Raw genomic sequence first — 22,917 nt, forward strand, 5'->3', positions numbered from 1 at the left:
CGGGGCCCCGGACCAGGACTGCCTGCGCGGTCCCGCCGACATCCGCCCTGCCACCTGCCGCAGCACGGGTTTCCCCTCCACCAGGAAATCACTATCCTGTCCCCCCGCCCGGCCTGGGCTGCCACCCGATGGGAGGACCGCGATGACCCTGCGCCCCGTTCGTCCGCTGCTGCTTGTGGTGGCAGCGCTGCTCCTGTCAGCTTGCGCCAGCCGGGTCGTCAATCCCGTGACCGGCCGCACCGAGCTCTCGGTGATGGACGAGGCCGCCGAGGTCCAGGAGGGCACCAAGGGGCACGAGGAGGTGCTGAAGGAGTACGGCGTCTATGCCAACCCGCGCCTGCAGGCCTACGTGAACGACCTGGGCCAGAAGCTCGCCGGCCAGTCGCACCGTGCGAACCTGAAATGGACCTTCACGGTGCTCGACAGCCCGGAGATCAATGCCTTCGCCCTCCCCGGCGGCTACGTCTACGTGACCCGCGGGATCATGGCCTACCTCGACAGCGAAGCGGAGCTGGCCGGCGTGATGGGCCACGAGATCGGCCACGTGACCGCGCGGCACGGCGCGCAGCGCGCGACGCGCCAGCAGGCGACCGGCATCGGCGTGCTGGCCGCCAACGTGCTCGGCGCCGTGCTGGAGGTCGGCGGTGTGAGCGGCGCCAGTTCCCTGGCAAGCCAGGCGTCGCAGGCCGCTGCCGCAGGCTACATCGCGTCCTACAGCCGCGACCAGGAATCGCAGGCCGACCAGCTGGGGGCCGAATACCTCTCGCGCAACCGCTACGACCCCCAGAACATGATCGACGTGATCCACGTCCTCAAGCGCCAGGAGCAGTTCGCGGCGGACATGGCCAAGGCCGAAGGCAAGCCGGGCGATTCCGGTGCGAACTGGCTGGCTTCCCATCCGGCCAACGACAAGCGGCTGGCCGACATCCGGGAGTACGCCGCCCGGTACAAGAGCCAGCAGGGCTATGCCGACGACGGGCGCGCGCGCTACCTGCAGGCCATCGCGGGCATGACCTTCGGCGACAGCGCCGGCCAGGGGCTGGTGCGCGGGCGCAACTTCTATCACGAGGAGCTGGGCATCGCGCTCACGGCGCCGGCAGGATGGAAGATCCAGAACACGCCCGAGGCGATCGCGGTGGTCAATGGCACCGGGGACGCGGCACTGGTCGTGCGGATGGTGCCGCCCAAGGCCGGCAGCACGCACGAGGACGTGATCCGCAACGTGCTCAAGCCCGTCGACGGCCGCTCCGAACGCCGGACGCAGCATGGCCTGGCCGCGACGCACTTCAGCGGCACGGTCCGCACCCAGCAGGGGCAGCCGCGGCCGATCACGGTCACGCTCGTCACCGGGCCGGGCGACCGCACCTACTGGCTGCAGTCCGCCGCGAAGAGCGATGCCACGCGCCAGCGGGCCCAGGCGGGGCTGGCGGAGACCGAAGGATCCTTCCGCGCGATGTCCGCCGCCGACCGCACCGCCGCGACGCCGTGGTCCGTGCAGAGTGTTCCCTTTCCGCGCGGCGGCTTCGGCGAGCTGGCGAAGTCCTCGCCGCTACCGGCGCAGGCCGCGGAGGCGCAGTTGAAGCTCATGAACGGCGCCTACGGGGGCGGCACCGAGCCGAAGCCGGGCGACGTGGTCAAGGTGGTGCGCTGAGCGAAGCCGCTCTCAGGCCGTCAGCAGCGCCTCGTACTCCGCCCGGAACTGGTGGACCGAGCTCTCCACCACCGTGACCGCGCCGTCGATCAGGCCGCAGCGCCCGCTTCCGCGCGCGATCCGGCACAGGTTCTCCAGGGCTTCCATATCCGCGCGCACGCCGCGGCCGGTGTCGATGCGGTTGAGCAGCCGCATCAGCTGGAAGGTGCCGCCCTTGCACGGCGGGCACTGGCCGCACGATCCCTGCGCGAAGAAGCTGACGTACTCGGCGACCTTGCGCACGATGCTCGTGCCCTCCGACACGACGATCATCGCGCCGGTGCCCAGCCGTGATTCCCGCTGCCGCACCGAATCGAAGTCCAGCGCGACGTCGAGGTCGCGCTTCGTCAGCAGGGTGTTGGATGGCCCGCCGGTGAAGACCGCCTTGAACTCCTTGCCCTGCAGCATCCCCCCGCCATGCTCGAAGACGAGCGACTGCAGGCTCGTGCCCATCGGCAGTTCGAACAGGCCGGGCCGCAGGACGTCGCCGGACAGCGAATAGAGCTTGGTGCCGGCGGCGCCGCTGATGCCGAGGCCGCGATACCACGCTGCGCCGTGGCGCAGGATGCCCGGCACGTGGGCCAGCGTCTCGGTGTTGTTCACGACGGTCGGCGCGCCGTGCACGCCCTGCTGCGCCGGGAACGGCGGCTTGCGGCGCGGGAACGGGAAGCTGCCCTCCACGCTCGCGATCACGGCGGTCTCCTCGCCGCCGATGTACAGCCCCGAACTGGGCACGACGCGCAGCGACACCGCGCCGCCGACCCGCTGCCCGATCGCGGCGAACAGCGGATGGCCCTGCCACTGCTGCACGGCCTGGCCCAGCGCCGCAAGCGCCGCCGGCTGGTGCGGGTTGACGTACAGCACCACGTGGTTGGCGCGCGTCGCGACCGCCGCGATGAGCGCGCCCTCGATCACCTGGTGCGGCGTGTGTTCGAGGAGGAAGCGGTCCTTGAAGGTGCCGGGCTCGTCTTCGTTGCCGTTGCAGACGATGTACTTGTCGCCGGGGGGCGCGTCCGCGACCGGCGTCCACTTGCGATGGGTGGCGAAGCCGGCGCCGCCCATGCCGCGCAGGTCCGCCTGCTCGATCGCGCCGATCACGGCGTCCGGCGCCTGCAGCGCCTTGGCCAGGCCCTCGCCGCCGCCGTGGGCGAGCCAGGCAGCGAGGGCGGCGCCGACGCGGATCTCGTCGCGCAGCAGGACCTGGTTCAGCTTGTCCATCGTTGCCTCACCGCAGGCCGCCGACGACGCGCGCATGCGCGCCCGATCCCAGGCCGGCGTCGGCCTGCAGGTCGAAGTGCGCATAGTCGGGGAACAGCAGCGGAGCCCTGGCGTCCAGGGGCAGGCCGGCAGCCGTCAGCTCGCGTTGCCACGCATGCACGTGGCCGATGCCGGCGCGGATGGCCGGCACGGCACCGTCGCGGCTCGCCGCCTTCGCCCCGGCGCGCCGGCCCATGCTCAGGATGTCGAGCAGTGCGTTGCCCATCAGCCGGTTGCGCCCGTGGATGCCCCCGGTGACCTCGCCCGCGCAGAACAGGCCGGGCACGGCTGTCGCGCCGTGGACGTCGACCTCTGCGCCGCCGTTCTGGTAGTGGAGCGTGGGGTACACCAGGAAGGGCTCCTGCGTCGCGTCGATGCCGCACTTGTGCGCGAGGTGGCGCACGGTCACCAGGCGTTTCGCCAGGATGCCGGGGTTCTCCCGCTCGAGGGTCGGGATGTCGAGGAGCACCCCGAGCTGGCCGTCGCGCGCGATGCCGCGTCCCTGTGCGCATTCGCGCAGGATGGCCGAGGCCACGACGTCGCGCGGCTGCAGCTCGTCGATGAAGCGTTCGCCCTCGCCGTTGAGCAGCTTCGCGCCGGCCGAGCGCGCCGCTTCCGAGATCAGCGCCCCCGCCAGGTGCGGCGGGTGGGCGATGCCGGTGGGGTGGTACTGGAAGGAGTCGAGGTCGCGCATGCGGGCCCCGAGCCGGTAGGCGAGCACCAGGCCGTCGGCGGTGGCGCCGTAGTGGTTCGAGGTCGGGAACGCATTCAGGTGCAGCCGCCCGGCCCCGCCGGTGGCGAGCACCACGGCGCGCGCGCGCACCAGCACGAAGCTGCGCCACTCCATGTTGTAGAGGACCGCCCCGGCGCAGCGCCCGCGCTCGTCCGACAGCAGCTCGACGGCAGCGCAGCGGTTCCACACCTCGATGCCGGGTGCCAGGTCCACGGCCTCGCGCAGCACGCGCATCATCTCCAGCCCCGTGTAGTCGCGGTAGGACAGGATGCGCGCGGCCGTGGCGCCGCCCGGCTTCTTGCGCAGGAGGTTGCCGCCCATGAGCTGGCCCTCCTCCTGGTCGAACATCATTCCGAGCCGGATCAGCCAGCGGATGACGTCCGGGCCTTCCATGACCATGCGGGCAACGAGCTCCGGCTCGCCGCGGAAATGGCCGGCACGCAGCGTGTCCTCGAAGTGCCGCTGCGGGCTGTCGTCGTCGCCGATGGCGGCCTGGATGCCGCCTTCGGCCATTACCGTGTTGCTGTCGCCCAGGCGCAGCTTGGTGGCCAGGATCACCCGCGCGCCCTCGCCCGCCGCCGTGAGCGCCGCGGCGCAGCCACCGCCGCCGCCGCCGATGACCAGCACGTCGGTCGTCGTGAGCTGCGCGCCGGCGATGTCGACGTCGTCGATCAGCGCGTTGGCCTGCAGGTGCCGTGCGAGGTCGGGCTGGCATGGTTCGCCCCGGTTGACGCCCACGGCCAGGGCCACGCGCGCGCCGGCGCCATGGTCGGGATGCCAGGCGCGCAGGAGTTCGGCGACCGACGCGTCATCGGCGCGCATCCGGGGCTGGCCGCCCACCTGGTACCGGGTGCGTGCCTCCTCGTAAGGGATGCCGGCAGGCATGGACGTCGTCCCCTTCAGGCGGGCGGCCGGGCGCCGGGCGCGTCGAAGTCGATCGTCATCTCGCCGTTCTCGACCTGCCGCAGGCGCAGCATCAGGTTGGCCGGCCGCAGCGCCTGCGACGCCACGATCCGCCGCACGAACAGGCCGAGGTGGTTGGGGCGGATCGACTCGGGGCAGGCCAGCGTGCAGAGGTTGCACATGACGCACTCGTCGAAGACGTGGCTGGCTTCGGCCAGCTTGCCCTCCACGGCGAGGTTCACGCCGCGCTGCACCTCCAGGTCCTTCGGGCAGGCGCGGTCGCAGCCGCTGCAGTGGCGGCAATGGGGCGCTTCCGGAAACACATCGGTGATGGTGCGCAGCACCTGCCAGCTGTCGCCGATGTCCTCGAGGTCATACGTGTGGCGGGTGGCTTCGGTGAAGTAGTCGAGGAAGGCGACCTGCATGCCTTCCTGCACCAGGGTCTCGCAGGCAAGCGCGGTGCGGACCTCCTTCTCGCCGCTGAGCCGGACCATGACGCGACAGGAACCGCAGACGCCCTGGCCCATGCAGCCAACGCCTTCGACCAGCGTCTCGCCCGCCTGCACGTACGCCTGCAGGATCGAGCAGCCGCCGCGCGCCTCGACTTCGCGTCCTTCGATGGTCAGGTGAAGCATCTTCCCTTCCCCCATGCGGGGCACCACAATGGCGAGCCGCAGTCGGGCTGTCAAGCCTCGTGACCGGTGGAAACCTTCGGGGGTCGCATGAACATCTCATGGAGGGCGCTCGCGCCCGTCGTCGTGGCGATCGTCATCGCCGTGATCCCGGCGCCCGACGGCCTGGGCCAGCACGCCTGGCTCTACTTCGCGATCTTTGCCGGCGTCGTCGTCGGCCTGATGCTGGAGCCCTTGCCCGGGGCCGCCATCGGACTCATCGGCGTGACGGTCGTGGCGTTGCTGTCCGAATGGGTTTTCTTCAGTCCGGCTCAGCTGGCAGCCCCGGGCTTCCGTCCCGCGAACGCAGCCATCAACTGGGCCCTGGACGGCTTCTCGAACAGCACCGTGTGGCTGATCTTCGGCGCGTTCATGTTCGCCCTGGGCTACGAGAGGACCGGCCTGGGCCGGCGCATCGCACTGCTGCTGGTGCGCGCCATGGGTCGCAGGACGCTCACCCTGGGCTACGCGGTGATGGTGGCCGACACGGTGCTCGCGCCCTTCACGCCCTCCAACACGGCCCGCAGCGGTGGAACGATCTTCCCGGTGATCCGCAACCTGCCGCCGCTGTACGACTCCCTCCCCAACGATCCCTCGGCGCGGCGCATCGGTTCCTACCTCATGTGGACTGCGATCGCCACGACCTGCGTGACCAGCTCCATGTTCCTCACCGCGCTCGCGCCCAACCTGCTCGCGGCCGAGATCATCCGCAAGACGGCCGGCGTCGACCTGGGCTGGATGCAGTGGTTCCTGGCCTTCGCGCCGACGGGCATCGTGCTGCTGCTGGCGGTGCCGCTGCTCGCCTATTTTCTCTATCCGCCCGAAGTGAAGGAAGGCAGCGAGGTGCCGGCCTGGGCCGCGCAGCAGCTGCGGGAGATGGGTCCGCTCACGCGCCAGGAAATGCTGCTGGGGGTGCTCGTGCTCGTCGCCCTGGCGCTGTGGATCTTCGCCGACGACTACGTCAACGCCACGACGGCGGCGCTCCTGGTGATCTGCCTGATGCTGGTCACGGGCATCGTGACCTGGGACGCCATGCTGGCGAACAAGCAGGCCTGGAACACGCTCGCCTGGTTCGCCACCCTGATCGCGCTGGCCGACGGCCTCGGCAAGACCGGCTTCGTCAAGTGGTTCGCCGGCATGATGGCGACCCACATGGGCGGTTTCCCGCCGACGACGGCGGCGATCGTGCTGGTGATCGTCTTCTTCTTCACCCACTACCTGTTCGCCAGCGTCACCGCCCACGCGACCGCGATGCTCCCGGTCATGCTCACCGTGGGCTCGACCATCCCGGGCATGCCCATGGAGAACTTCGCGCTGGCCCTGGCGCTGACGCTGGGCATCATGGGCATCCTCACGCCCTACGGCACGGGCCCCAGCCCCATCTACTTCGGCAGCGGCTACCTGCCTGCCGGCGACTACTGGCGGCTGGGCACGATCTTCGGCGTGATCTTCCTTGCCGTGTTCCTGCTGGTGGGGATCGGCGTGCCGTTGCTGCTGCGGGGCTGACGCGCGACCAGCCGGCGGTCCACAATGGCGCGATGCCGCGCCGACCCGTCAACCTCCACGCCGCCTACCACGCCCACGTCTACTTCGACGCCGACACCGTCGAGCAGGCGCGCGCCTTGTGCGAGGAGGCCGGCCGGCTGTTCAAGGTGGCGGTGGGACGGGTGCACGAGCGACCGGTGGGCCCCCATCCGCGCTGGAGCTGCCAGCTGGCGTTCGCGGCGACGGAGTTCGATCGCATCGTGCCGTGGCTGGACGAGCACCGCGCAGGCCTCGACGTGTTCGTGCATGGCCTGAGCGGCAACGCGCTGAAGGACCACACGGAGTACGCCTACTGGCTCGGCAACGAGTGGCCCCTCGACCTGCGGCAGTTCCAGGAGTCCTGACGTCGCAAGGCTCCGGCGCGAGCACATCCGGGAGCTTCCCATGGACGACCAGGTCATCGCGATCACGCTGTACATCCGGGCGACGGCGGCCGAGGTCTGGCGCGCCCTGACGGACCCGGACGTCACGCAGAGCTACTGGGGCCGCACCAGGATCGAGTCCGACTGGACGACCGGCTCGACGATCCGGTACCGGCGCGATGGCGACGTCGTGGACGAACACGTGGTGCTGGAAGTGGATCCGCCGCGCAGGCTGGTCCACACCTTCCATCCCCTGTTCGGTGAGTTCGGCGACGAACCGCCCTCGCGCGTGCAGATCGACCTGGAGCAGGCCGGCGAGGTCACCCGGCTCGCACTCCGCCACGACGGCTTCCCGCCGGCCAGCAAGGTGTTCACGGCGTGTTCCGGCGGCTGGCCGCTCATCCTGAGCAGCCTGAAAACCCTGCTCGAGACCGGCAGCCCCTTGCCCGAACCGGCAGGGGCCTAGTCCTGCGCCCCGAATCATCCTCCGCCCCGAATCGCGTCATTGCGGGCTTGACCCGCAATCCATCTCCTGCCCACGGTTCCGGGTACAGCCTCGTTCCGGAGATGCATGCCGGGTCAAGCCCGGCATGACGACCTTCGGGGTCGAGGCAAGCATGTCCCCCGTCATTGCGGGCTCGACCCGCAATCCATCTCCTGCCCACGGTTCCGGGTACAGCCTCGTTCCGGCGATGGATGCCGGGTCAAGCCCGGCATGACGACTTTCGGGGTCGAGGCAAGCATGTCCCCCGTCATTGCGGGCTCGACCCGCAATCCATCTCCTGCCCCTGGTCCTGGATGCAGCGTCAGCGAGAAGGGTCCAACTGCAGCAGTTCCGACATGCGCCGCAGCAGCGGCCGCAACGTCGCCGGCGGGACCAGGATCAACGTCGAGCGCCCGCAGATCGTGCAGTGCACCCTCGCCGTGCACGGGATCGGCAGTTGCCACCAGGCCTTGGGGACCTGGATGGATCGGAATCCGCCACAGCGACTGCATTGCATGTTCGGCTCCTGCGTTCGGCCGGAGTATGGGTTGCAGGCAGGAGCGCGGGGACCGGCCCTGGTCCGATGGAGCTAGCGCGCTGGCGAGGGGCGTGGAATCAAGGCGAAGTCGACGTCGTTCCCGTGTCCCGCGCGATCTGCTCCCGCACGTAGGCCACGTGCTGGCGCAGCGTGTACACGCGGTCCGACAGCTCCAGCGGGAACCGCGCGTGCGCGATGTCGCGCTCGATGCGATCGAGCTCCTTGCTCGCCGCGCGCCGATCGGCCTCGTTCAGCGTGCGTGACGTGAGCTCCTCCTCGAGGAACTTCAGCTCGCCGTAGCGGCGGAACAGCCGCGACTGCCGGCGCCACGCGATGACCTCCGGCAGGAGCCGTCCGAGCGGAAACAGGATCGCCGCGAACGGCAGCAGCACCAGCAGCAGCCGCTGCACGTAGTTGGCCATCCAGAACGGCAGGTAGCTCTGCAGGAACGGAGGGCCGTTCCGGAAGTAGCGCTCGGCGGTGTCTGACAGCGCGAAGTCGGTGACGCGCGGGTTCGGAAACTGGCCCTGCTGCTCCAGGAGGCCGGCCGTCTGGTGCACCCGCTGCGCCGCCTCCAGGAGCAGATAGGCCAGGGCCGGGTGCAGGTCCTCGCGCACGACGAGGTTGGCATGGGTCGCGAGCAGCGCGACGTCGCGCGGCGGCAGGTCGCGGGCCGGGTCCACCGAGCCGCGCTTCAGGCTCACCGTTTGCAGATACCCGAAGCGGCGCGCGAGACCTTCCACGTGGTCGAGCGACGCCAGCCTGATCGCGGGGTCGACCAGCAGGCGCTGCACGGCCGGGGCCGCCGGCCCGGCAACGATGAAGGCGGCGTCGATCTCGTGGCGCTGCAGCTTCTCGGCGGCCGCCATGCCGCTGTCGGCGGTGAGGACCGTGCCGTCGCGCGCACTGCGGGTGCCGTCGCCCGCGCCCACATCCATGCCGTAGGCCTGCAACAGGTCGACCGCCAGCTGGAGGTTGCCGCTGCCGGGCAGGCCGACCGCGATGCGCTTGCCGGCGAGCGCCCGCAGGCCGTGCGTGACGTCGACGGTGTGCGTGAAGATCCACACCGGCTCGAACGCGACGTTCGCCAACGCGCGCAGGGGCAATTCCTCCGGCGCCGCACCGGCCGACGGCGGGCCGATCCCGCCCTGCACGAACGCCACCGACACGGCGTCGTTCCGCAGCCGCTGGACGTTCTCGATGCTTCCGGCGCTGGTCCGCAACTCAAGTTGCACGCCGTTGGCGGCCAGGAGCCGCTGGTACCGCAGTCCGGCCAGGTGGTAGGCGCCGTCCTCGGGGCCGGTGCTCATCACGAGCGAGCGCGGCGGCAGCGGGCTCAGGCGGCCGACCACCAGGAACAGCAGCAACCCCAGCGCGATGGCGAAACCGCACAGCCAGCGCCACAGCGGGCGGCTGTGCGGTGGCGCGCCCTCCACATGCGCCGTCAGGAGCGGCTTCACGCGCGGATTGTCAGCGCGTCGCCGGCCCCTGCGACATTGGACCTAGGGCTGATGTGTGCCGGGCAGGTCGGTCATCCGTTTCGCACCGACCCGTGTTCGCTGGATGCCGGGTCAAGCCCGGCATGACTGGCTCAGCCCGGCGACGCTGCGCGCGCCGGCCTCGCCATTCACTTGCCGAACAGGCCGGCCACGTGCTGCCAGGCGCGCAGCATCAGGCCCGAGCGTTCCACGTCGGCCTGCGCGACGAGCGGGGCTTCGGCCACCGGCTTGCCGTTGGACGTGGCCACCACCTTGCCGATCACGGCACCCTTGGCCACCGGCGCCTCCACGCCCGGCTTGAGCTCCACCGAGGTCTGCACTTGCTGGCCGCGCGGCACCGTCAGCGTCCAGGGCGCTCCCAGTCCGGCGGCGACGGTGTCCGCCTTGCCGAAGCTGACCTTCGCCGTCCCGACCACCGCGTCCGGCTGGATCGGCGTGGCCTTCTCGAAGTTGCCGAAGCCCCAGCCGAGCAGCGCCCGCGACTGGTCGGCACGCGCCTGGGGGCTGTTGGTGTTGAGGATGACGGAGATCAGGCGCATCCCGTTGCGCTTGGACGAGGTCACCAGGCAATAGCCCGCCTCCTCGGTGTGGCCGGTCTTCAGGCCATCGACGCTGGGATCGGTGTAGAGCAGCGCGTTGCGGTTGCCCTGCTTGATGCCGTTGTACTTGAACTCGCGCTCCGCGTAGATCGGGTAGTAGTCGGCACTGTCGCGGATGATCGCGCGCGCCAGGATGGCGAGGTCGCGGGCGGACGACTTGTGCGCCGGGTCGGGCAGGCCCGTGGGATTCACGAAATGCGTGTGCGTCATGCCCAGGCGCTGGGCCTCGGCGTTCATCAGCTTGGCAAAGCCCTCCTCGGAGCCCGCCATGTGCTCGGCAATGGCCTTGGACGCGTCGTTGCCCGACTGGATGACGATGCCGCGCAGGATGTCGATGACGGTGGCCTGGCTGTTGAGCGGCAGGTACATGCACGACTCGGTGCCCGAACCCCGGCACCAGGCGTTCTGGCTGACCGACACCAGGTCGGTCTGCTTGAGCTTGCCGGAGCGAAGCGCCTGCTCGACCAGGTAGCTGGTCATCATCTTCGTCAGCGATGCCGGCGGCAGCGGTTCGTCGGGGTTGGCCGAGGCGAGCACCTGGCCGGAGTCGAAGTCCATCAGCAGCCATGCCTTGGCAGGCAGTGCGGGCGGGCCGCCGGCCACGGCGCTCTCGCCGGCCAGGGGGGCCGGTGCGGGCGCGGCGGCCGCGGACTTCTTGTGGGCGGCGGACTTGGCGGTGTGGTGGGGAGCCGCGAAGGACGGCGCGGTGGGAATGAGGGCGCCCACGGCGATGGCGAGGACGGCCGGGAGGATCGAGAGACTCTTGGTTTCCATTGCGTTCTTAGGCTGAGCGGGGATTGTCGCGGAACGTGCGTCCATGTCCCCCGGCAACCCATGCTGAGCCAGGCCTCTCGCCGATCGATGGATTCGGCCTGCGCGTGCTGCATCTCTGTCACGTGGCGTGAACTTTTCGATGGCGGCCGCCCCTTCGAGCCACAAAAACAACTCCTGGCGGGATCCGATGGCCCCGGGCAGCGGCGGTGTCCTCGGCGCATTCGTTGGACCGGCTGTTGCCACGTGACCACAGGGCGATTCGCTCACCGCCCGCGCACGCCGACGCGGCAATGGGACCTTGGTCCACTGTCGGCCCCTCCCCTGGCGTCCGAGCATCGTCGCCCCTCGGCGGGAATCCGGACCGCCGCCTCCTTGTCACTGCTGCGCCAGAGGAGATGCCATGGCCATCAATCTCATCGAACTCGTGTCGAGCGCCATCACGCCCGATGCCGTGCAGGGGATTTCGCGCGTGCTCGGGGAATCCGATTCCGCCGTGCAGAAGGGCATCGCAGCCTTGGTGCCCAACCTGCTGGGCGGCATGGCCGCCAAGGCATCCACGCCCTCGGGGGCCGCCGGCCTGCTCGACATGATCAGCGGCTCGGGCATGGACGGAACGTCCGGAGGCATCGGCAAGCTGCTCGGTTCGGGCGACTCGAGTGCCTTGCTCCAGCAAGGCGGCAACCTGCTGGGCGGCCTGTTCGGCGCCGACAGGAGTTCCGGCATTGCCGCGGCCCTCGCAGGCATGACCGGCATGAAGACCGGCAGTGCAAGCAGCCTGCTGACGATGGCCACGCCCATGGTCCTCGGAGCTCTGAGCCGGTTCTTCACCGAGAAGCGGATGGGAGCCAGCGACGTGGCAGGACTCTTCAAGGAGCAGGGCCCGTTCCTCGAGGGCAAGCTGGACGACCGGTTGACGTCGGCGATGGGGCTTGGCTCACCGTCTCACCTGCTCTCGGGGCTGGGCGACACGGCGGCGCGTGCCACCCGTGGCGCGGCTGCCATGGCCGGCACGGCCGGGGCCGGTGTCGCAGCGGCTACGTCCACCCTCGCATCATCCGCGGCCACGCCGTCGGGATCGCGCTGGATGCCCTGGGCGCTCGTGGCCCTGGTGGCGGCGGTGGTGCTCTGGATGCTTCCACGCTATGGCGCCGACAAGGAGGCGCCAGTCGCCACGGCGCCGTCGTCCACCGCGACCCCCGCGGCGCCGAGTCCCGCCACCGCCAGGCCTGCAGCCACGACCGTCATGGGTGCGCCGGCGGCCCCCCCCGCGGCAAGCCTGGTGCCCGCTGCGCCTGCTGCGCCCACTGCCGCCATGGGTGCGGCAGCCGCCACCCTGCCCGCCAAGGTCTACTTCGACACGGGCAAGGCGCAGCTCGGCCCCGACAGCGCGGCCGTCATCCAGTCGGTGGCGGGCCTGCTGGCCGCCGACCCGACCGCCAGGATCGACATCACCGGGTTCACCGACATGACCGGCGATCCCTCCGCGAACGTGGAACTGGGCAAGAGGCGCGCGATGGCCGTCCGGGCTGCGCTCGCGTCCGCCGGCGTGGCGTCCGACCGGGTCAGCATGAAGACACCGATGTCCGTCGAGGGCGGCGCCGGCGACGCCGATGCCGAAGCACGGCGGGTGGAGATCACCGCCGGAAAGTAGACAAAAGAGTTAGGTGCGGACCCGTGCCGCCCGGAGCCGGGTCACTGCGAGTTGAGCCGTGCGAGGGACCGCCGCTTGCCCGGCGCCGGTGCCCACTCGCGTTGGCCCAGCCCCAGGAACATCGATGACACGCCGGCTCGCATCAGGCGCAGCTTGCTGATGCAGTCCCGGATCAGCAGGCGATCGTCCATCGCCCTGGCCCTTTCCTGGGCGCCCAGCTTGTGCCAGACCCTGGCGGCGCGGCGCCGGGCGGCCAGGAGGTCCTTCAGGTGTTGAAGCAGGAAGGCCTCGTCGTGCGTCACCGATTCCTGCGCGTCGTCTGAACTGCTTGAATGCCGCATCCCGTGTCCCTAGGCCTGGACGCAGGGTACGGCGGCGGGCGGCACAGGGTCAACCGATTGGCGCCGCCCTCAGACATTTGGGTGAGGAGGAAGGCCGCGCCCCTGGCCTGTCGGCCCCGGCGGGCCGTTCGTGGGCGGGCTGCTAAGCTGCGCCGCTCCCAAAGACTTCACAGATGCCATGACTGAGCCCGCGCCCGAGGGGGCACGACAAGCATTGGCCACCGGATCGTCCGCCCTGCTGGTCGTGACAGTGGCGTTCGCTGGCTGGTGGACATTCGCCACCGACGCCGACGCGGGGCTGGTGGCGGGCCTTGCCGGCCCGGCCGTCACCGCCCTGGCGGCTGTCCCCGCACTGGCGGCCAACGCGTCCGGGTCGCTGCGCCTCGCGCGACGCGCCTACCTGGTCGGCGCCGTGCTGGCGCTCGCTGTCCTGGTGGCCGGCTTCTGGCAGGCCTTCGGGCGCGACACGCCCGAAGGGGGCGACACCGAAACCTCGGTGCGTATCGACCCGCACGCGCTTGCCGGGCAGAGGCAGGCCAGGTCCCCGGGCCGGGCCTGAGCCGCCATGGAAGCGGCCCGGGCGCTGGCCGCGCTAGCGTTCGCCGTGCTGCTGGCTGGCTGCGACCGGCAGCCGGCGTCGTTGTTGCGCCCTGACGACCCGCAGGTGACCGCGCTGGGCGCGACGATCTACCAGGCCCGTTGCGCGGCATGCCACGGTGCGCAGCTCGAAGGGCAGCCGAACTGGCGCATGCGCGACGCCGCGGGGCGGTTGCCCGCGCCGCCACACGATGCCAGCGGCCACACCTGGCACCACCCGGATGCGGTGCTCGTTGCCATCACGAAGCACGGTGTCGCCCAGGCGGCCGGACTCCAGGAGGACGACACGGCGATGCCCGCCTTCGACGGCGTGCTCACGGATGCCGAGATCGTTGCCGTGCTGTCGTGGATCAAGGCGCAGTGGCCACGCGCGATCCGCCGGCAGCAGGACGAGGTGAACGCGGCGGCGCAGCGGAACCGGTGAGACCGCGGCTGCGGGCGCGGGCATTTCCGTTGGCATGCTTACGCATCTGGTGACATGATCGGGCAGAGCGCTCCAGCCAGCGCCCGGCTCCGCCGAGACAAGGGGCCGCGACCAGAGAAGACGGAACTCCGATGCGAATCACCCATCTCCACGAAGCAGCTTTCCCGGTCCAGAGCACCATGCGCAACGCGGTCTTCTCCTTCGCGGAGATGACCACCTCCATCGTTGCCGTCCGGGTCGACCCCGGCAACGGCAAGGCGCCCGTCACCGGCTTCGCGTTCAACTCCACCGGCCGCTACGCCTGCGGCCAGGCGATGCGCGACCGCTTCTTCCCCCGGCTGCTGCGTGCCGCGCCCGACTCGCTTCTCGACGACGCCGGCGCACTCGACCCGGCCAAGGCCCGGTCGGTCATGCTGGTGGGCGAGAAGCCCGGCGGGCATGCCGAGCGCTCCATCCCCATCGGCACCATCGAGACCGCCTTGTGGGATGCCCTGGGCAAGGCCCAGGGCCTGCCGACCGCCGAGGTGCTGGCGCGGCGCTACCGGAAGCGGCCGATGCAGCAGAAAGTGTCGGTGTACGTGGGCGGCGGCTGGTACCGCCCCGGCGGGGTTCCGCAGGACGTGGCCGAGGAAATCAGGCGGCACCAGGCCAGCGGCTACACGCACGTGAAGATCAAGGTGGGCGGCGCGCCCTTGCAGGAAGATCTGCAGCGCATCGAGTGCGCACTCGGCGTGCTGCCCGACAGCACCCACCTGGCCGTCGATGCGAATGCCAAGTTCGGCCGCGACGAGGCGCTGGCCTATGCGCGGGCGCTGGCGCCCTACCGGCTGCGCTGGTTCGAGGAGCCGTGCGAACCGAACGACTACGGCCTGATGGCCGAACTGGCCGCCGCCTACGCGCCGCCGCTGGCAACCGGCGAAGACCTGTACGGCGCGCAGGACGTCTTCAACCTCGTGCGATTCGGTGGCTGGCGGCGCGGCCAGGACCTGATCCAGGTCGATCCGCCCCAGTCCTACGGCATGGACGCGTACGCGACGATGGTGCTGGATCTCGAGAAGCAGGGCTGGGACGCGCGCTGCCACTTCCCGCATGGCGGCAACCAGATGTCGCTGGCCCTGGTGGCCGGGCTGGGCCTGGGCGGGTGCGAAGCCTATCCCGGGGTGTTCGGTTCGTTCGGGGGCTTCGCCGACGAGACCGTGGTGCAGGACGGCTTCGTGCAGGTGCCGCAGCTGCCCGGCATCGGCTTCGAAGGCCACAACGCGCTGCACGCCCTCATGACATCGGTCGGCGCGCAACTGCGGTAGCGCCGTCTCGGTGGCTGGCAACAAGCCACCACCATGCGCCCCGATCGATCAGAACCAGCCAGGAACACGATGAAGAAGACCAAGGACGTCACGATCTCGCCGCTCATGCAAACCCTGTCGGCCTACGTCGCCGGGGCCGTCCGGCGCCCCCTGCCGGCGGCGGTGCAGGAACGGGCCAAGCACCACCTGCTCGACACGCTCGCGGCCATGGTGTCCGGCGCGCCGCTCCTGCCGGGCCAGCGCGCCATCGCCTTCGCCGCCGCGCAGGGTGGCACGCCCGAGGCCGGCGTGATCGGCACGCCGATCGTCACCACGGCCATCAACGCCGCCCTGGCCAACGGGATGCTCGGCCACGCCGACGAGACCGACGATGCGTACTACCTCGCCCTCGTCCATCCCGGGTGCGCCGTGGTGCCTGCCGCCCTGGCGATGGGCGAGCGCGAGCGCAGCAGCGGCACGGCCCTGCTGCGCGCCGTGACCCTGGGCTACGACCTGTGCGCGCGCACCTCCAAGGCACTGGGCATCGAGCACTTCCGCAGCGCGGGACACTCGACCCACAGCTTTGGCGGCACCTTCGGCGCGGCCGCTGCGGCCGGCGCGCTCGCCGGTCTCGACGCGCGCGGGGTCCGGCACCTGATGTCGTATGCCGCGCAGCAGGCCTCGGGCCTGTCGTGCTGGGCGCGCGACGTCGAGCACGTGGAGAAGGCCTTCGATTTCGGCGGCATGCCGGCGCGCAACGGGGTCACCGCCGCGGCCATGGTGTCGGCCGGCTTCACGGGCGTGGACGACGTGTTCTCCGGCGACCGCAACTTCTTCCAGGCCTTCGAGGTCTACGCCAGACCCAAGGAATTCATCGCCGGGCTGGGCACGCGCTTCGACATCCTGCAGACCGCCATCAAGCGCTGGCCGGTGGGCTACCCCATCCAGGCGCCGCTGGATGCGCTGGCCAACGTCATGGCCCGGCACGGCATCACGGCGGCTGACGTCGAGAAGGTGCACATCACGCTCGACGAGCAAGGCGCCCGCACCGTCAACGGCCGCACCATGGCGGACATCAATCTCCAGTATCTTGCGGCCGTCATGCTGATCGAAGGCGACATCAGCTTCGAGGCGTCGCATGATCCGCGCCGCACGAAGGACCCGGCGGTGGGGAAGCTGCGCCAACGCATCGACCTGTCGGGCAGCGCGGCGCTGTCGAAGGCCAGGACCACGCAAGCCATCGTCGAGGTCACCGTGCACGGCGGGCGTGTGCTGCGCCATCACACGCGGGCGGTCCGGGGCAGCGCCACCAACCCGATGTCGCGCGAGGAGGTCGGCGCCAAGGCCTTCGGCCTGCTGGCCCCCACCCTGGGCCGCGCCAAGGCACAGCGCCTGATCGACGCCGTGTGGAAACTGGAAACCGTCAAGGACGTGCGCGCGCTGCGCCCGTTGCTTCAGCCGCCCGCCCCACGCCGCAAGTGATCCCGCCTGCAGGCCGCCCACCACCACCAGGAGACACCCCCGATGCGAGCCACCCTCCCTGCCTTGCTTCCCCGGCGACACACCCTGCGGACCGCGGCGGCCCTGCTTGCGATGCTGCTGGGCGGCAGCGCCTTCGCCCAGCAGCAGGGCGCTGCCGGCCAGTACCCGAGCCGGCCGGTGCGCATCATCGTGCCGTCGTCCCCGGGCGGCGGCACCGACATCCTGGCGCGCCTGCTGGCGAAGAAACTGAGCGACAGCCTGGGCCAGCCCTTCATCGTGGAAAACCGCGCGGGCGCCGGCCAGGCACTCGGCATCGACGTGGTGTCGCACGCCACGCCCGACGGCTACACGCTGCTGATGGCAGCTTCGGCCATCGTGCTCAACCAGGTCCTGTCGAAGAAGACCTCGTACGACACGGTGCGCGATTTCGCGCCGGTGTCGCTGGTGTCCACCGTCTCCAACGTGCTGGTCGTCAACCCGGCGCTGCCGGTGAAGACCGAGCGCGAACTGATCGCCTACGCGCAGAGCCATCCCGGCACCCTCAATTACAGCTCGGCCGGCAACGGCACTTCGCCCCACCTGTCGATGGAGCTCTTCCGATCGATGGCCGGCATCACCATGACGCACGTGCCCTACAAGGGCAGCGGCCCCGCCACGGTGGACCTGGTCTCCGGCCACGTGCAGCTGTCCATGCCCAACATCCTGACCGCCATGCCGCACATCAAGGCCGGCACGCTGCGTGCACTGGGCGTCACCGGCCCGCGGCGCGCGGACGCCCTGCCCGACGTGCCCACCATCGCCCAGGCCGGCCTGCCGGGCTACGAGTCGGTGCAGTGGTACGGCGTGCTGGCGCCGGCCGGCACGCCGGCGGCGGTGGTGAACAAGCTGCAGGCCGAGATCGTGCGCGCCATCCAGTCGCCCGAGGTCCAGGCCTCCATGGCCAGCGAGGGCGCCGACCCGGTGGGCAGCAGCGCGGACGAATTCGCCACCTTCATCCGCGGCGAGATCGCCAAGTGGGCGCAGGTGGTCAAGACCGCGGGAATCCAGCAGGAATGAACGGTCTCGCGGCGCCGACCGTGGCGTCGCGCTGACAATGCGGGAATGGAGTCACGCAAGCCCATCGGGGTGTTCGACAGCGGCGTGGGCGGCCTGAGCATCCTTCGTGCCCTGCGCAGCGAGCTGCCGCAGGAGGACGTCGTCTACTTCTCGGACGCGGGCCACGGCCCCTACGGCGAGCGGGCAGACGCCTTCGTGGCCGAGCGCTCGCGCGCCATCGCCCGGCAACTGCTGGACGAGCACCGGGTCAAGGCGCTGGTGGTGGCCTGCAACACCGCCACCGCCGCTGCCGTGCACCTCCTGCGCGCCCAGCACGACCACATCCCGACTGTCGGCGTCGAACCGGCGCTCAAGCCCGCAGCCGACCTGAGTCGCACCGGGCGCATCGCGGTGTTCGCCACGAGGAGCACGCTCTCGAGCGCCAGGTTCCGGTCCCTGCACGAGTCCCTGCGGGGCCGGGCGGACTTCGTCCTGCAGCCCTGCGATGGCCTCGCGGCAGCCATCGAGACGCAAGACCACGAGGAGGTGCGCAGCCTGTGCAGGCTGTATGCACGCTCGGCCGGAGAGTTCGGCAATGGCCCGGACCAGATCGACACCCTGGTGCTGGGGTGCACCCACTATGCGTTCGCCTGCCGCGAGCTGGAAGACGAAGTCGGCCAGGGCGTCCGCATCCTCGAGACCGGCGCACCGGTGGCGCGCCAGACCCGGCGCCTGCTGGAGGCGCGCCGGATCCTCAACGATGCCGGCCGCGGGCAGGTGGAACTGGTCACCACCGGCGCTGAGCACGCGTTGCGACAGGCCGCGCAGCTCTGGCTGTAAGCGGGCGATCCGCCAGTCCCGTCACCATGCCGACCCATTCGATCCAGCCGCCGGGCGCCGGCACGCCGGCCCCGGGCTTCGACGAGCCCTTCGACATGCTGCGCGCCTGCCACGAGCGCGTGCACCGCATGCTGGCCCTGCTGGAGCGGCTGGGCAGGCACGTGGACGCGAACGGGGCGGATGAGCAGGCCCGCCAGGCGGCGCGCGACGTGATGCGCTACTTCGACCTGGCGGCCCCGCAGCACCACCTGGACGAAGAGCGTCATGTGATCCCCCGCCTGGCCGCCGCCGGGGATCCGGCCCTGGCCGCGCTGGCGGCCCGGCTGCAGGACGAGCACCGTGCGATGTCCGAAGGCTGGGCGCGGGTGCGGCCCCTGCTGCTGTCCCTGGCCGAGGGCGAGCGCACCGGCTTCGACACCGAGGCCCATCGCGCCTTCCAGGACTACGCCCGGCTCTACGCGTCGCACATCGAGGCGGAGGAATCGGCCGCCTTCCCAGCGGCCGAGGCGGGAATGGACGGCACAGCGCTGCAGGCGATGTCGCAGGACATGGCGGGCCGGCGCGGCGTCGGTTGAGGTCGCGCCTCGCCGACAGCGCCGGCCGCCCGCAACCACAGCAGTGCGGACAGGAGACCGGCCCAGCCGGCGGATGAATCGGAAAGTCCTCGTCAGGACTGCAACGGCTCACCACCTCCCACAATCCGTTACGCCGCTTGGCGGCCAGCCGGGCAATCCTGCGGGATGGCCAGACGTTGGAAGCTTGCCGCAATCGTCGCGGCCGCCGGGGTCGCGTTGTATGCCCTGGTCGGTTTCTTCGCCGTGCCACGGCTGGTGCAGTGGCAGGTGCCGCGCATCGCCGCAGCCGAGCTGCAGCGGCAGGGCTCGGTCGGCGAGGTGCGCTTCAATCCGTTCACCCTGCGGCTGGTCGCCGACCAGCTGGCGCTGGCCGAATCCGACGGTCGCCCGCTGGCCGCCATCGAGCGGCTGGTGGTGCAGGCGGACTGGCGCTCGCCCTTCCAGCGCGCCTGGATCCTGCGCGAGCTGCATGTGGAAGCTCCCACGGTGCGGGTCGCCGTCGATGCCGACGGCGGCTCGAACATCGCCCGGCTGCTCGAGACCGTGCAGCGCCATGCCCAACCGGCCAAGGACGGTGAGCCCAAGGCCATGCCGCGCTTCGTCGCGCGCGACATCGTGCTCACGCGCGGCCGCGTGGACGTCGACGACCGGCAGACCGGCTACGCCGAGCAGGTCACGCCGATCGAACTGCGGCTGAACCGCCTGAGCACCTTGCCGCAGGACGTCGAGGGCCACGACTTCAGCGCCGACATCGCCAGTGGCGGCCGCGTGCTCTGGCGCGGCACGGCGTCCCTTAATCCCGTGCTGGCCCAGGGCGAAGTCGTGCTGGAATCCGTGCGCCTGCGGCCACCCGGGGCCTACCTGCGCAAGCTGATGCAGGACGTGGTCACCGACGGGACCATCAGCGCCAAGCTGCCCTACCAGGTGGCCGTGGAGGGCGGGCGCGTCCAGGCCAGGATCGCGGACGCCGCCGTGACGATCGACGGCCTCCAGGCCGCCCGCGCGCAGGCCAGGGAACCGTTCGCCGGGCTGCAGCGGCTGGAGCTGGCGGGCCTGTCGGGCGACCTGGCCGGACGGTCACTGAGCGTGGACGCGGTGCGGGGCCGCGGCGGCCAGCTCGTCATGCACCGCGACAGCCACGGCGAGATCGACCTGGCGACCCTGGCCACATCGAAGGACGGTCCGCCCGATGGCGATGCGTCCACGGAGCCGGCCAGCCCCTGGAAGCTGGCGATCAGGCAGGTGCAGCTGGAGGACATCCGGCTGCGGGCGATGGATGCGTCGGTGCAGCCGCCCACCACCTGGCAGATCGATCGGCTCGGCCTGGCACTGGCCGCCGACGCCGCACAAGGCCCGAACGGGGGCGCGAAGACGCAGCTGCGCGAGCTGAACCTGCGGGCCGAGGGCGTGTCGGTGTCACAGGGCGAAGCGCGGCCGGTGCGCATCGACCGCCTGACCCTGGCCGACGGGAACGTGGACCTCGCCAGCCGCCACGTGCAGGTCGGCCGGCTCGCTGCCGAGGGCGGCCGGATCCGCGTGGTGCGCGACGCGCAGGGCGCCATCGACCTGCAGCGCATCGTGAACCCGGAGGCCGCCTCGGCCCGCAAGAAGGCGGGAGCCGACTGGAAGGTGCAGGCCCACCAGCTCGCCGTGTCGGGCCTGGCGGTCGAGGTCGAGGACCAGGCCCTGGACTTGCGCACGGAACTGCAGGACGTCTCGTTCCGGGCCCAGGACGCGAGCACCGATCCGGCCAAACCCCTGGCGTTCGAGGCGGGGCTGCGGCTGCGCGACGGTGGACAGTTCGCCGTCAAGGGCCAGGCCGTGCCGGCCGTTCCGAGCGTCGCCGCCGACGTGCAGGTGCGCGCGCTGCCGCTGGCCCTCGCACAGCCGGTGCTGCAACGGTACCTGCACCTGAAGCTCGCCGGCGGCACCGTGAGCGTGCAGGGGCGGCTGGAGGCCAAGGGCGGCGGCAATGCGCCGGTCGTGCAGTTCGCGGGCGACGGCGAAGTCGCGGGCCTTCGCCTCCTCGAGTCCGGCGACAAGCCGTTCGCGTCGTGGCGCCTGCTCGCGGCCAAGGGCATCAAGGCCAGCCTCAACGGCGTGGACATTCCCGAGCTGAGGCTGGTCGGATCGGATGCCAGCGTGACGATCCAGGCCGACCGGACCATCAATGCCACGCACCTGCTGGTCAAGGACCGGTCGCCGGTCGTGAAGACGGCGGCGCGCCAGGATGGCCCGGCTGCCGCGGCGGGCGCGCCCTCCTCCAAGCCCTTCCCGGTGCGGATCGGCGTCCTGCGGTTCCAGGACAGCCAGCTGAAGTTCACCGACCTGAGCCTGACCCCTCCCTTCTCCGCCCTGATCCACAAGCTCGACGGCACCATCACCGGGCTGAGCACCCAGCGCGGGACGCGCTGCCAGCTGGCGCTGGACGGCACGGTGGACGCCTTCGGCCAGGCGCGCATCCGCGGCGCGCTCAATCCGTTCGAGCCGCAGGCGAACACCGACGTGAGCGTCGTGTTCCGCAACATCGACATGGTGAGCCAGAGCCCGTATGCGATGAAGTTCGCCGGCTACCGCATCGACGCCGGCAAGATGTCGCTGGACCTGCGCTACCAGGTGCACGAGCGGGAGCTCGTGGGCGACCACAAGATCGTGATCGACCAGCTCACGCTCGGTGAGAAGGTGGAAAGCCCCGATGCGACCCGGCTGCCCGTGAAGCTCGCGGTCAGCATCCTGAAGGACGCCCAGGGCCGCATCGACCTCGGCCTGCCGGTGCGTGGCAGCCTCCAGGATCCCGAGTTCGACTACGGCGCACTCATCTGGAAGGCGCTGACGAGCGTGGTGGCGAAGATCCTGTCGGCGCCGTTCCGCGCCCTGGCGGGCGGCTCCGACGACCAGAAGCTCGAGTCGATCGCGTTCGATGCCGGCAGCGCCCAGTTGCTGCCGCCCGAGCGCGAAAAGCTGGCCCGCGTGGCGGAGGTGATGACCAAGCGCGACCAGTTCAAGGTGTCGGTGCCCGCCGGCTACGCGCAGGAGAACGACGCCGCCGCGCTGCGCGCCAGGGCCGTGAACCGGGAACTGGCGCGCCGCGCCGGCCAGCCGGCCGCCGCGCAGGAGACAGGCAATCCGCCGGACCTGGGCGACAGCAGGATGCAGGCCGCCTTGCGCGAGCTGTACGCGCAACGCTTCGGCGATGCCGAACTCGACAAGGCGAAGCAGGCGGCCCAGAACGCGCCGCCGAGCGCCGCCGCGACGGGCACCGACAGCAGCGGCGGCGCGCAGCAGAAGAAGCTGAGCGTGTACCAGCAGTTCCGCCGTGCCATGCGCGGCGAGCCCCAGGTCACCGACACCGGCGGCTTCTATGGCGACCTGCTCAAGCGGCTGGAGAAGGAGCAGGCCCTGCCGCCCGATGCGCTTGCGCGCCTGGGCCAGGAGCGCGCCGACGCGGTGGTCCAGGCGCTCGCGCAGGCCGGCGTGCCGTCCGCGCGCCTGACGACGGCGGCGCCGACGGCAGTCGAGGTGGAGCAGGACATGGTGCCGCTGAAACTCGGGCTCGACGTGACCTGAAGCGAACGGCCGGCAGCTCTTCCTGGCGCTGCCGCAGGGCATCAAACGGGCGACGCCACCGTGCGGC

General features: G+C 70.9%; 19 protein-coding genes. 13 read left to right on the plus strand and 6 right to left on the minus strand.

What is annotated here, in order from left to right; all coding sequences use genetic code 11:
- The first annotated feature begins 142 nt into the window (after positions 1–142).
- Complete coding sequence (locus GON04_RS20480; RefSeq protein WP_157399844.1) at positions 143–1,651, plus strand: M48 family metalloprotease; 1,509 nt, start codon at positions 143–145, stop codon at positions 1,649–1,651.
- Positions 1,652–1,663: 12 nt separating this feature from the next.
- On the opposite strand, the gene GON04_RS20485 is transcribed toward GON04_RS20480, so the two are convergent.
- From GON04_RS20485 to GON04_RS20495, 3 genes are read right to left on the minus strand one after another with little or no spacing between them, the layout of a single operon-like run.
- On the minus strand, positions 1,664–2,908 hold the full coding sequence (locus GON04_RS20485) for a complex I 51 kDa subunit family protein (protein ID WP_157399845.1): 1,245 nt from the start codon (positions 2,906–2,908) through the stop codon (positions 1,664–1,666).
- 7 nt (positions 2,909–2,915) lie between these two features.
- A complete protein-coding gene (locus GON04_RS20490; RefSeq protein WP_157399846.1) occupies positions 2,916–4,565 on the minus strand; it encodes an FAD-binding protein in 1,650 nt (549 codons plus the stop codon).
- A gap of 14 nt (positions 4,566–4,579) precedes the next feature.
- Positions 4,580–5,218 carry a 2Fe-2S iron-sulfur cluster-binding protein gene (locus GON04_RS20495; protein WP_157399847.1) on the minus strand — a complete coding sequence of 213 codons (639 nt, stop codon included), beginning with the start codon at positions 5,216–5,218 and terminating at the stop codon, positions 4,580–4,582.
- A gap of 87 nt (positions 5,219–5,305) precedes the next feature.
- Between GON04_RS20495 and GON04_RS20500 the strand changes: the two genes are divergently transcribed.
- The 3 genes from GON04_RS20500 to GON04_RS20510 are packed head-to-tail and all read left to right on the plus strand — an operon-like array spanning position 5,306 to position 7,627.
- On the plus strand, positions 5,306–6,760 hold the full coding sequence (locus GON04_RS20500; protein ID WP_157399848.1) for an anion permease: 1,455 nt from the start codon (positions 5,306–5,308) through the stop codon (positions 6,758–6,760).
- Positions 6,761–6,792: 32 nt separating this feature from the next.
- Positions 6,793–7,143 (plus strand): DOPA 4,5-dioxygenase family protein, encoded by a 351-nt coding sequence (locus GON04_RS20505; RefSeq protein ID WP_157399849.1) that lies wholly within the window; start codon positions 6,793–6,795, stop codon positions 7,141–7,143.
- A 40-nt stretch (positions 7,144–7,183) separates the two neighbouring features.
- The gene (locus GON04_RS20510; RefSeq protein WP_157399850.1) at positions 7,184–7,627 is read left to right on the plus strand and encodes an SRPBCC family protein; all 444 of its coding nucleotides are present in this window, start codon (positions 7,184–7,186) and stop codon (positions 7,625–7,627) included.
- A gap of 633 nt (positions 7,628–8,260) precedes the next feature.
- On the opposite strand, the gene GON04_RS20515 is transcribed toward GON04_RS20510, so the two are convergent.
- Positions 8,261–9,643, minus strand: a complete 1,383-nt coding sequence (locus GON04_RS20515) for a TAXI family TRAP transporter solute-binding subunit (RefSeq protein ID WP_157399851.1) — start codon at positions 9,641–9,643, stop codon at positions 8,261–8,263.
- 167 nt (positions 9,644–9,810) lie between these two features.
- Positions 9,811–11,055 (minus strand): D-alanyl-D-alanine carboxypeptidase family protein, encoded by a 1,245-nt coding sequence (locus GON04_RS20520; RefSeq protein WP_157399852.1) that lies wholly within the window; start codon positions 11,053–11,055, stop codon positions 9,811–9,813.
- A 400-nt stretch (positions 11,056–11,455) separates the two neighbouring features.
- Here GON04_RS20520 and GON04_RS20525 point away from each other — a divergent pair, with 400 nt between their 5' ends.
- The gene (locus GON04_RS20525) at positions 11,456–12,706 is read left to right on the plus strand and encodes an OmpA family protein (RefSeq protein WP_157399853.1); all 1,251 of its coding nucleotides are present in this window, start codon (positions 11,456–11,458) and stop codon (positions 12,704–12,706) included.
- Positions 12,707–12,747: 41 nt separating this feature from the next.
- Here the strand turns inward: GON04_RS20525 and GON04_RS20530 are convergent, their stop codons facing one another.
- Positions 12,748–13,047, minus strand: coding sequence for a hypothetical protein (locus GON04_RS20530; protein ID WP_157399854.1), 300 nt, complete (start codon positions 13,045–13,047; stop codon positions 12,748–12,750).
- A 178-nt stretch (positions 13,048–13,225) separates the two neighbouring features.
- On the opposite strand from GON04_RS20530, the gene GON04_RS20535 reads away from it, so the two are divergent.
- The 8 genes from GON04_RS20535 to GON04_RS20570 all read left to right on the plus strand — a co-directional run bounded on the left by GON04_RS20535 (position 13,226) and on the right by GON04_RS20570 (position 22,850).
- The gene (locus tag GON04_RS20535; protein ID WP_157399855.1) at positions 13,226–13,606 is read left to right on the plus strand and encodes a hypothetical protein; all 381 of its coding nucleotides are present in this window, start codon (positions 13,226–13,228) and stop codon (positions 13,604–13,606) included.
- A gap of 6 nt (positions 13,607–13,612) precedes the next feature.
- Positions 13,613–14,068 carry a c-type cytochrome gene (locus tag GON04_RS20540; RefSeq protein WP_157399856.1) on the plus strand — a complete coding sequence of 152 codons (456 nt, stop codon included), beginning with the start codon at positions 13,613–13,615 and terminating at the stop codon, positions 14,066–14,068.
- A gap of 131 nt (positions 14,069–14,199) precedes the next feature.
- Positions 14,200–15,372 carry an enolase C-terminal domain-like protein gene (locus tag GON04_RS20545; RefSeq protein WP_157399857.1) on the plus strand — a complete coding sequence of 391 codons (1,173 nt, stop codon included), beginning with the start codon at positions 14,200–14,202 and terminating at the stop codon, positions 15,370–15,372.
- A 69-nt stretch (positions 15,373–15,441) separates the two neighbouring features.
- The gene (locus GON04_RS20550; protein ID WP_157399858.1) at positions 15,442–16,833 is read left to right on the plus strand and encodes an MmgE/PrpD family protein; all 1,392 of its coding nucleotides are present in this window, start codon (positions 15,442–15,444) and stop codon (positions 16,831–16,833) included.
- Between the two features lie 42 nt (positions 16,834–16,875).
- Positions 16,876–17,889, plus strand: coding sequence for a tripartite tricarboxylate transporter substrate binding protein (locus GON04_RS20555; RefSeq protein WP_157399859.1), 1,014 nt, complete (start codon positions 16,876–16,878; stop codon positions 17,887–17,889).
- A 45-nt stretch (positions 17,890–17,934) separates the two neighbouring features.
- On the plus strand, positions 17,935–18,708 hold the full coding sequence (gene murI / locus GON04_RS20560) for a glutamate racemase (RefSeq protein ID WP_157399860.1): 774 nt from the start codon (positions 17,935–17,937) through the stop codon (positions 18,706–18,708).
- 26 nt (positions 18,709–18,734) lie between these two features.
- A complete protein-coding gene (locus GON04_RS20565) occupies positions 18,735–19,283 on the plus strand; it encodes a hemerythrin domain-containing protein (RefSeq protein ID WP_157399861.1) in 549 nt (182 codons plus the stop codon).
- 165 nt (positions 19,284–19,448) lie between these two features.
- Positions 19,449–22,850 (plus strand): DUF748 domain-containing protein, encoded by a 3,402-nt coding sequence (locus GON04_RS20570; RefSeq protein WP_157399862.1) that lies wholly within the window; start codon positions 19,449–19,451, stop codon positions 22,848–22,850.
- Positions 22,851–22,917: the final 67 nt, after the last annotated feature.

Source organism: Ramlibacter pinisoli (assembly GCF_009758015.1).
Lineage (GTDB): Bacteria > Pseudomonadota > Gammaproteobacteria > Burkholderiales > Burkholderiaceae_C > Ramlibacter > Ramlibacter pinisoli.

Bases quoted from the DNA above. Each gene is read 5' to 3' on its own strand.
- GON04_RS20480 (WP_157399844.1), top strand. From the start codon at position 143: ATGACCCTGCGCCCCGTTCGTCCGCTGCTGCTTGTGGTGGCAGCGCTG.
- GON04_RS20485 (WP_157399845.1), bottom strand. From the start codon at position 2,908: ATGGACAAGCTGAACCAGGTCCTGCTGCGCGACGAGATCCGCGTCGGC.
- GON04_RS20490 (WP_157399846.1), bottom strand. From the start codon at position 4,565: ATGCCTGCCGGCATCCCTTACGAGGAGGCACGCACCCGGTACCAGGTG.
- GON04_RS20495 (WP_157399847.1), bottom strand. From the start codon at position 5,218: ATGCTTCACCTGACCATCGAAGGACGCGAAGTCGAGGCGCGCGGCGGC.
- GON04_RS20500 (WP_157399848.1), top strand. From the start codon at position 5,306: ATGAACATCTCATGGAGGGCGCTCGCGCCCGTCGTCGTGGCGATCGTC.
- GON04_RS20505 (WP_157399849.1), top strand. From the start codon at position 6,793: ATGCCGCGCCGACCCGTCAACCTCCACGCCGCCTACCACGCCCACGTC.
- GON04_RS20510 (WP_157399850.1), top strand. From the start codon at position 7,184: ATGGACGACCAGGTCATCGCGATCACGCTGTACATCCGGGCGACGGCG.
- GON04_RS20520 (WP_157399852.1), bottom strand. From the start codon at position 11,055: ATGGAAACCAAGAGTCTCTCGATCCTCCCGGCCGTCCTCGCCATCGCC.
- GON04_RS20525 (WP_157399853.1), top strand. From the start codon at position 11,456: ATGGCCATCAATCTCATCGAACTCGTGTCGAGCGCCATCACGCCCGAT.
- GON04_RS20530 (WP_157399854.1), bottom strand. From the start codon at position 13,047: ATGCGGCATTCAAGCAGTTCAGACGACGCGCAGGAATCGGTGACGCAC.
- GON04_RS20535 (WP_157399855.1), top strand. From the start codon at position 13,226: ATGACTGAGCCCGCGCCCGAGGGGGCACGACAAGCATTGGCCACCGGA.
- GON04_RS20540 (WP_157399856.1), top strand. From the start codon at position 13,613: ATGGAAGCGGCCCGGGCGCTGGCCGCGCTAGCGTTCGCCGTGCTGCTG.
- GON04_RS20545 (WP_157399857.1), top strand. From the start codon at position 14,200: ATGCGAATCACCCATCTCCACGAAGCAGCTTTCCCGGTCCAGAGCACC.
- GON04_RS20550 (WP_157399858.1), top strand. From the start codon at position 15,442: ATGAAGAAGACCAAGGACGTCACGATCTCGCCGCTCATGCAAACCCTG.
- GON04_RS20555 (WP_157399859.1), top strand. From the start codon at position 16,876: ATGCGAGCCACCCTCCCTGCCTTGCTTCCCCGGCGACACACCCTGCGG.
- murI (WP_157399860.1), top strand. From the start codon at position 17,935: ATGGAGTCACGCAAGCCCATCGGGGTGTTCGACAGCGGCGTGGGCGGC.
- GON04_RS20565 (WP_157399861.1), top strand. From the start codon at position 18,735: ATGCCGACCCATTCGATCCAGCCGCCGGGCGCCGGCACGCCGGCCCCG.
- GON04_RS20570 (WP_157399862.1), top strand. From the start codon at position 19,449: ATGGCCAGACGTTGGAAGCTTGCCGCAATCGTCGCGGCCGCCGGGGTC.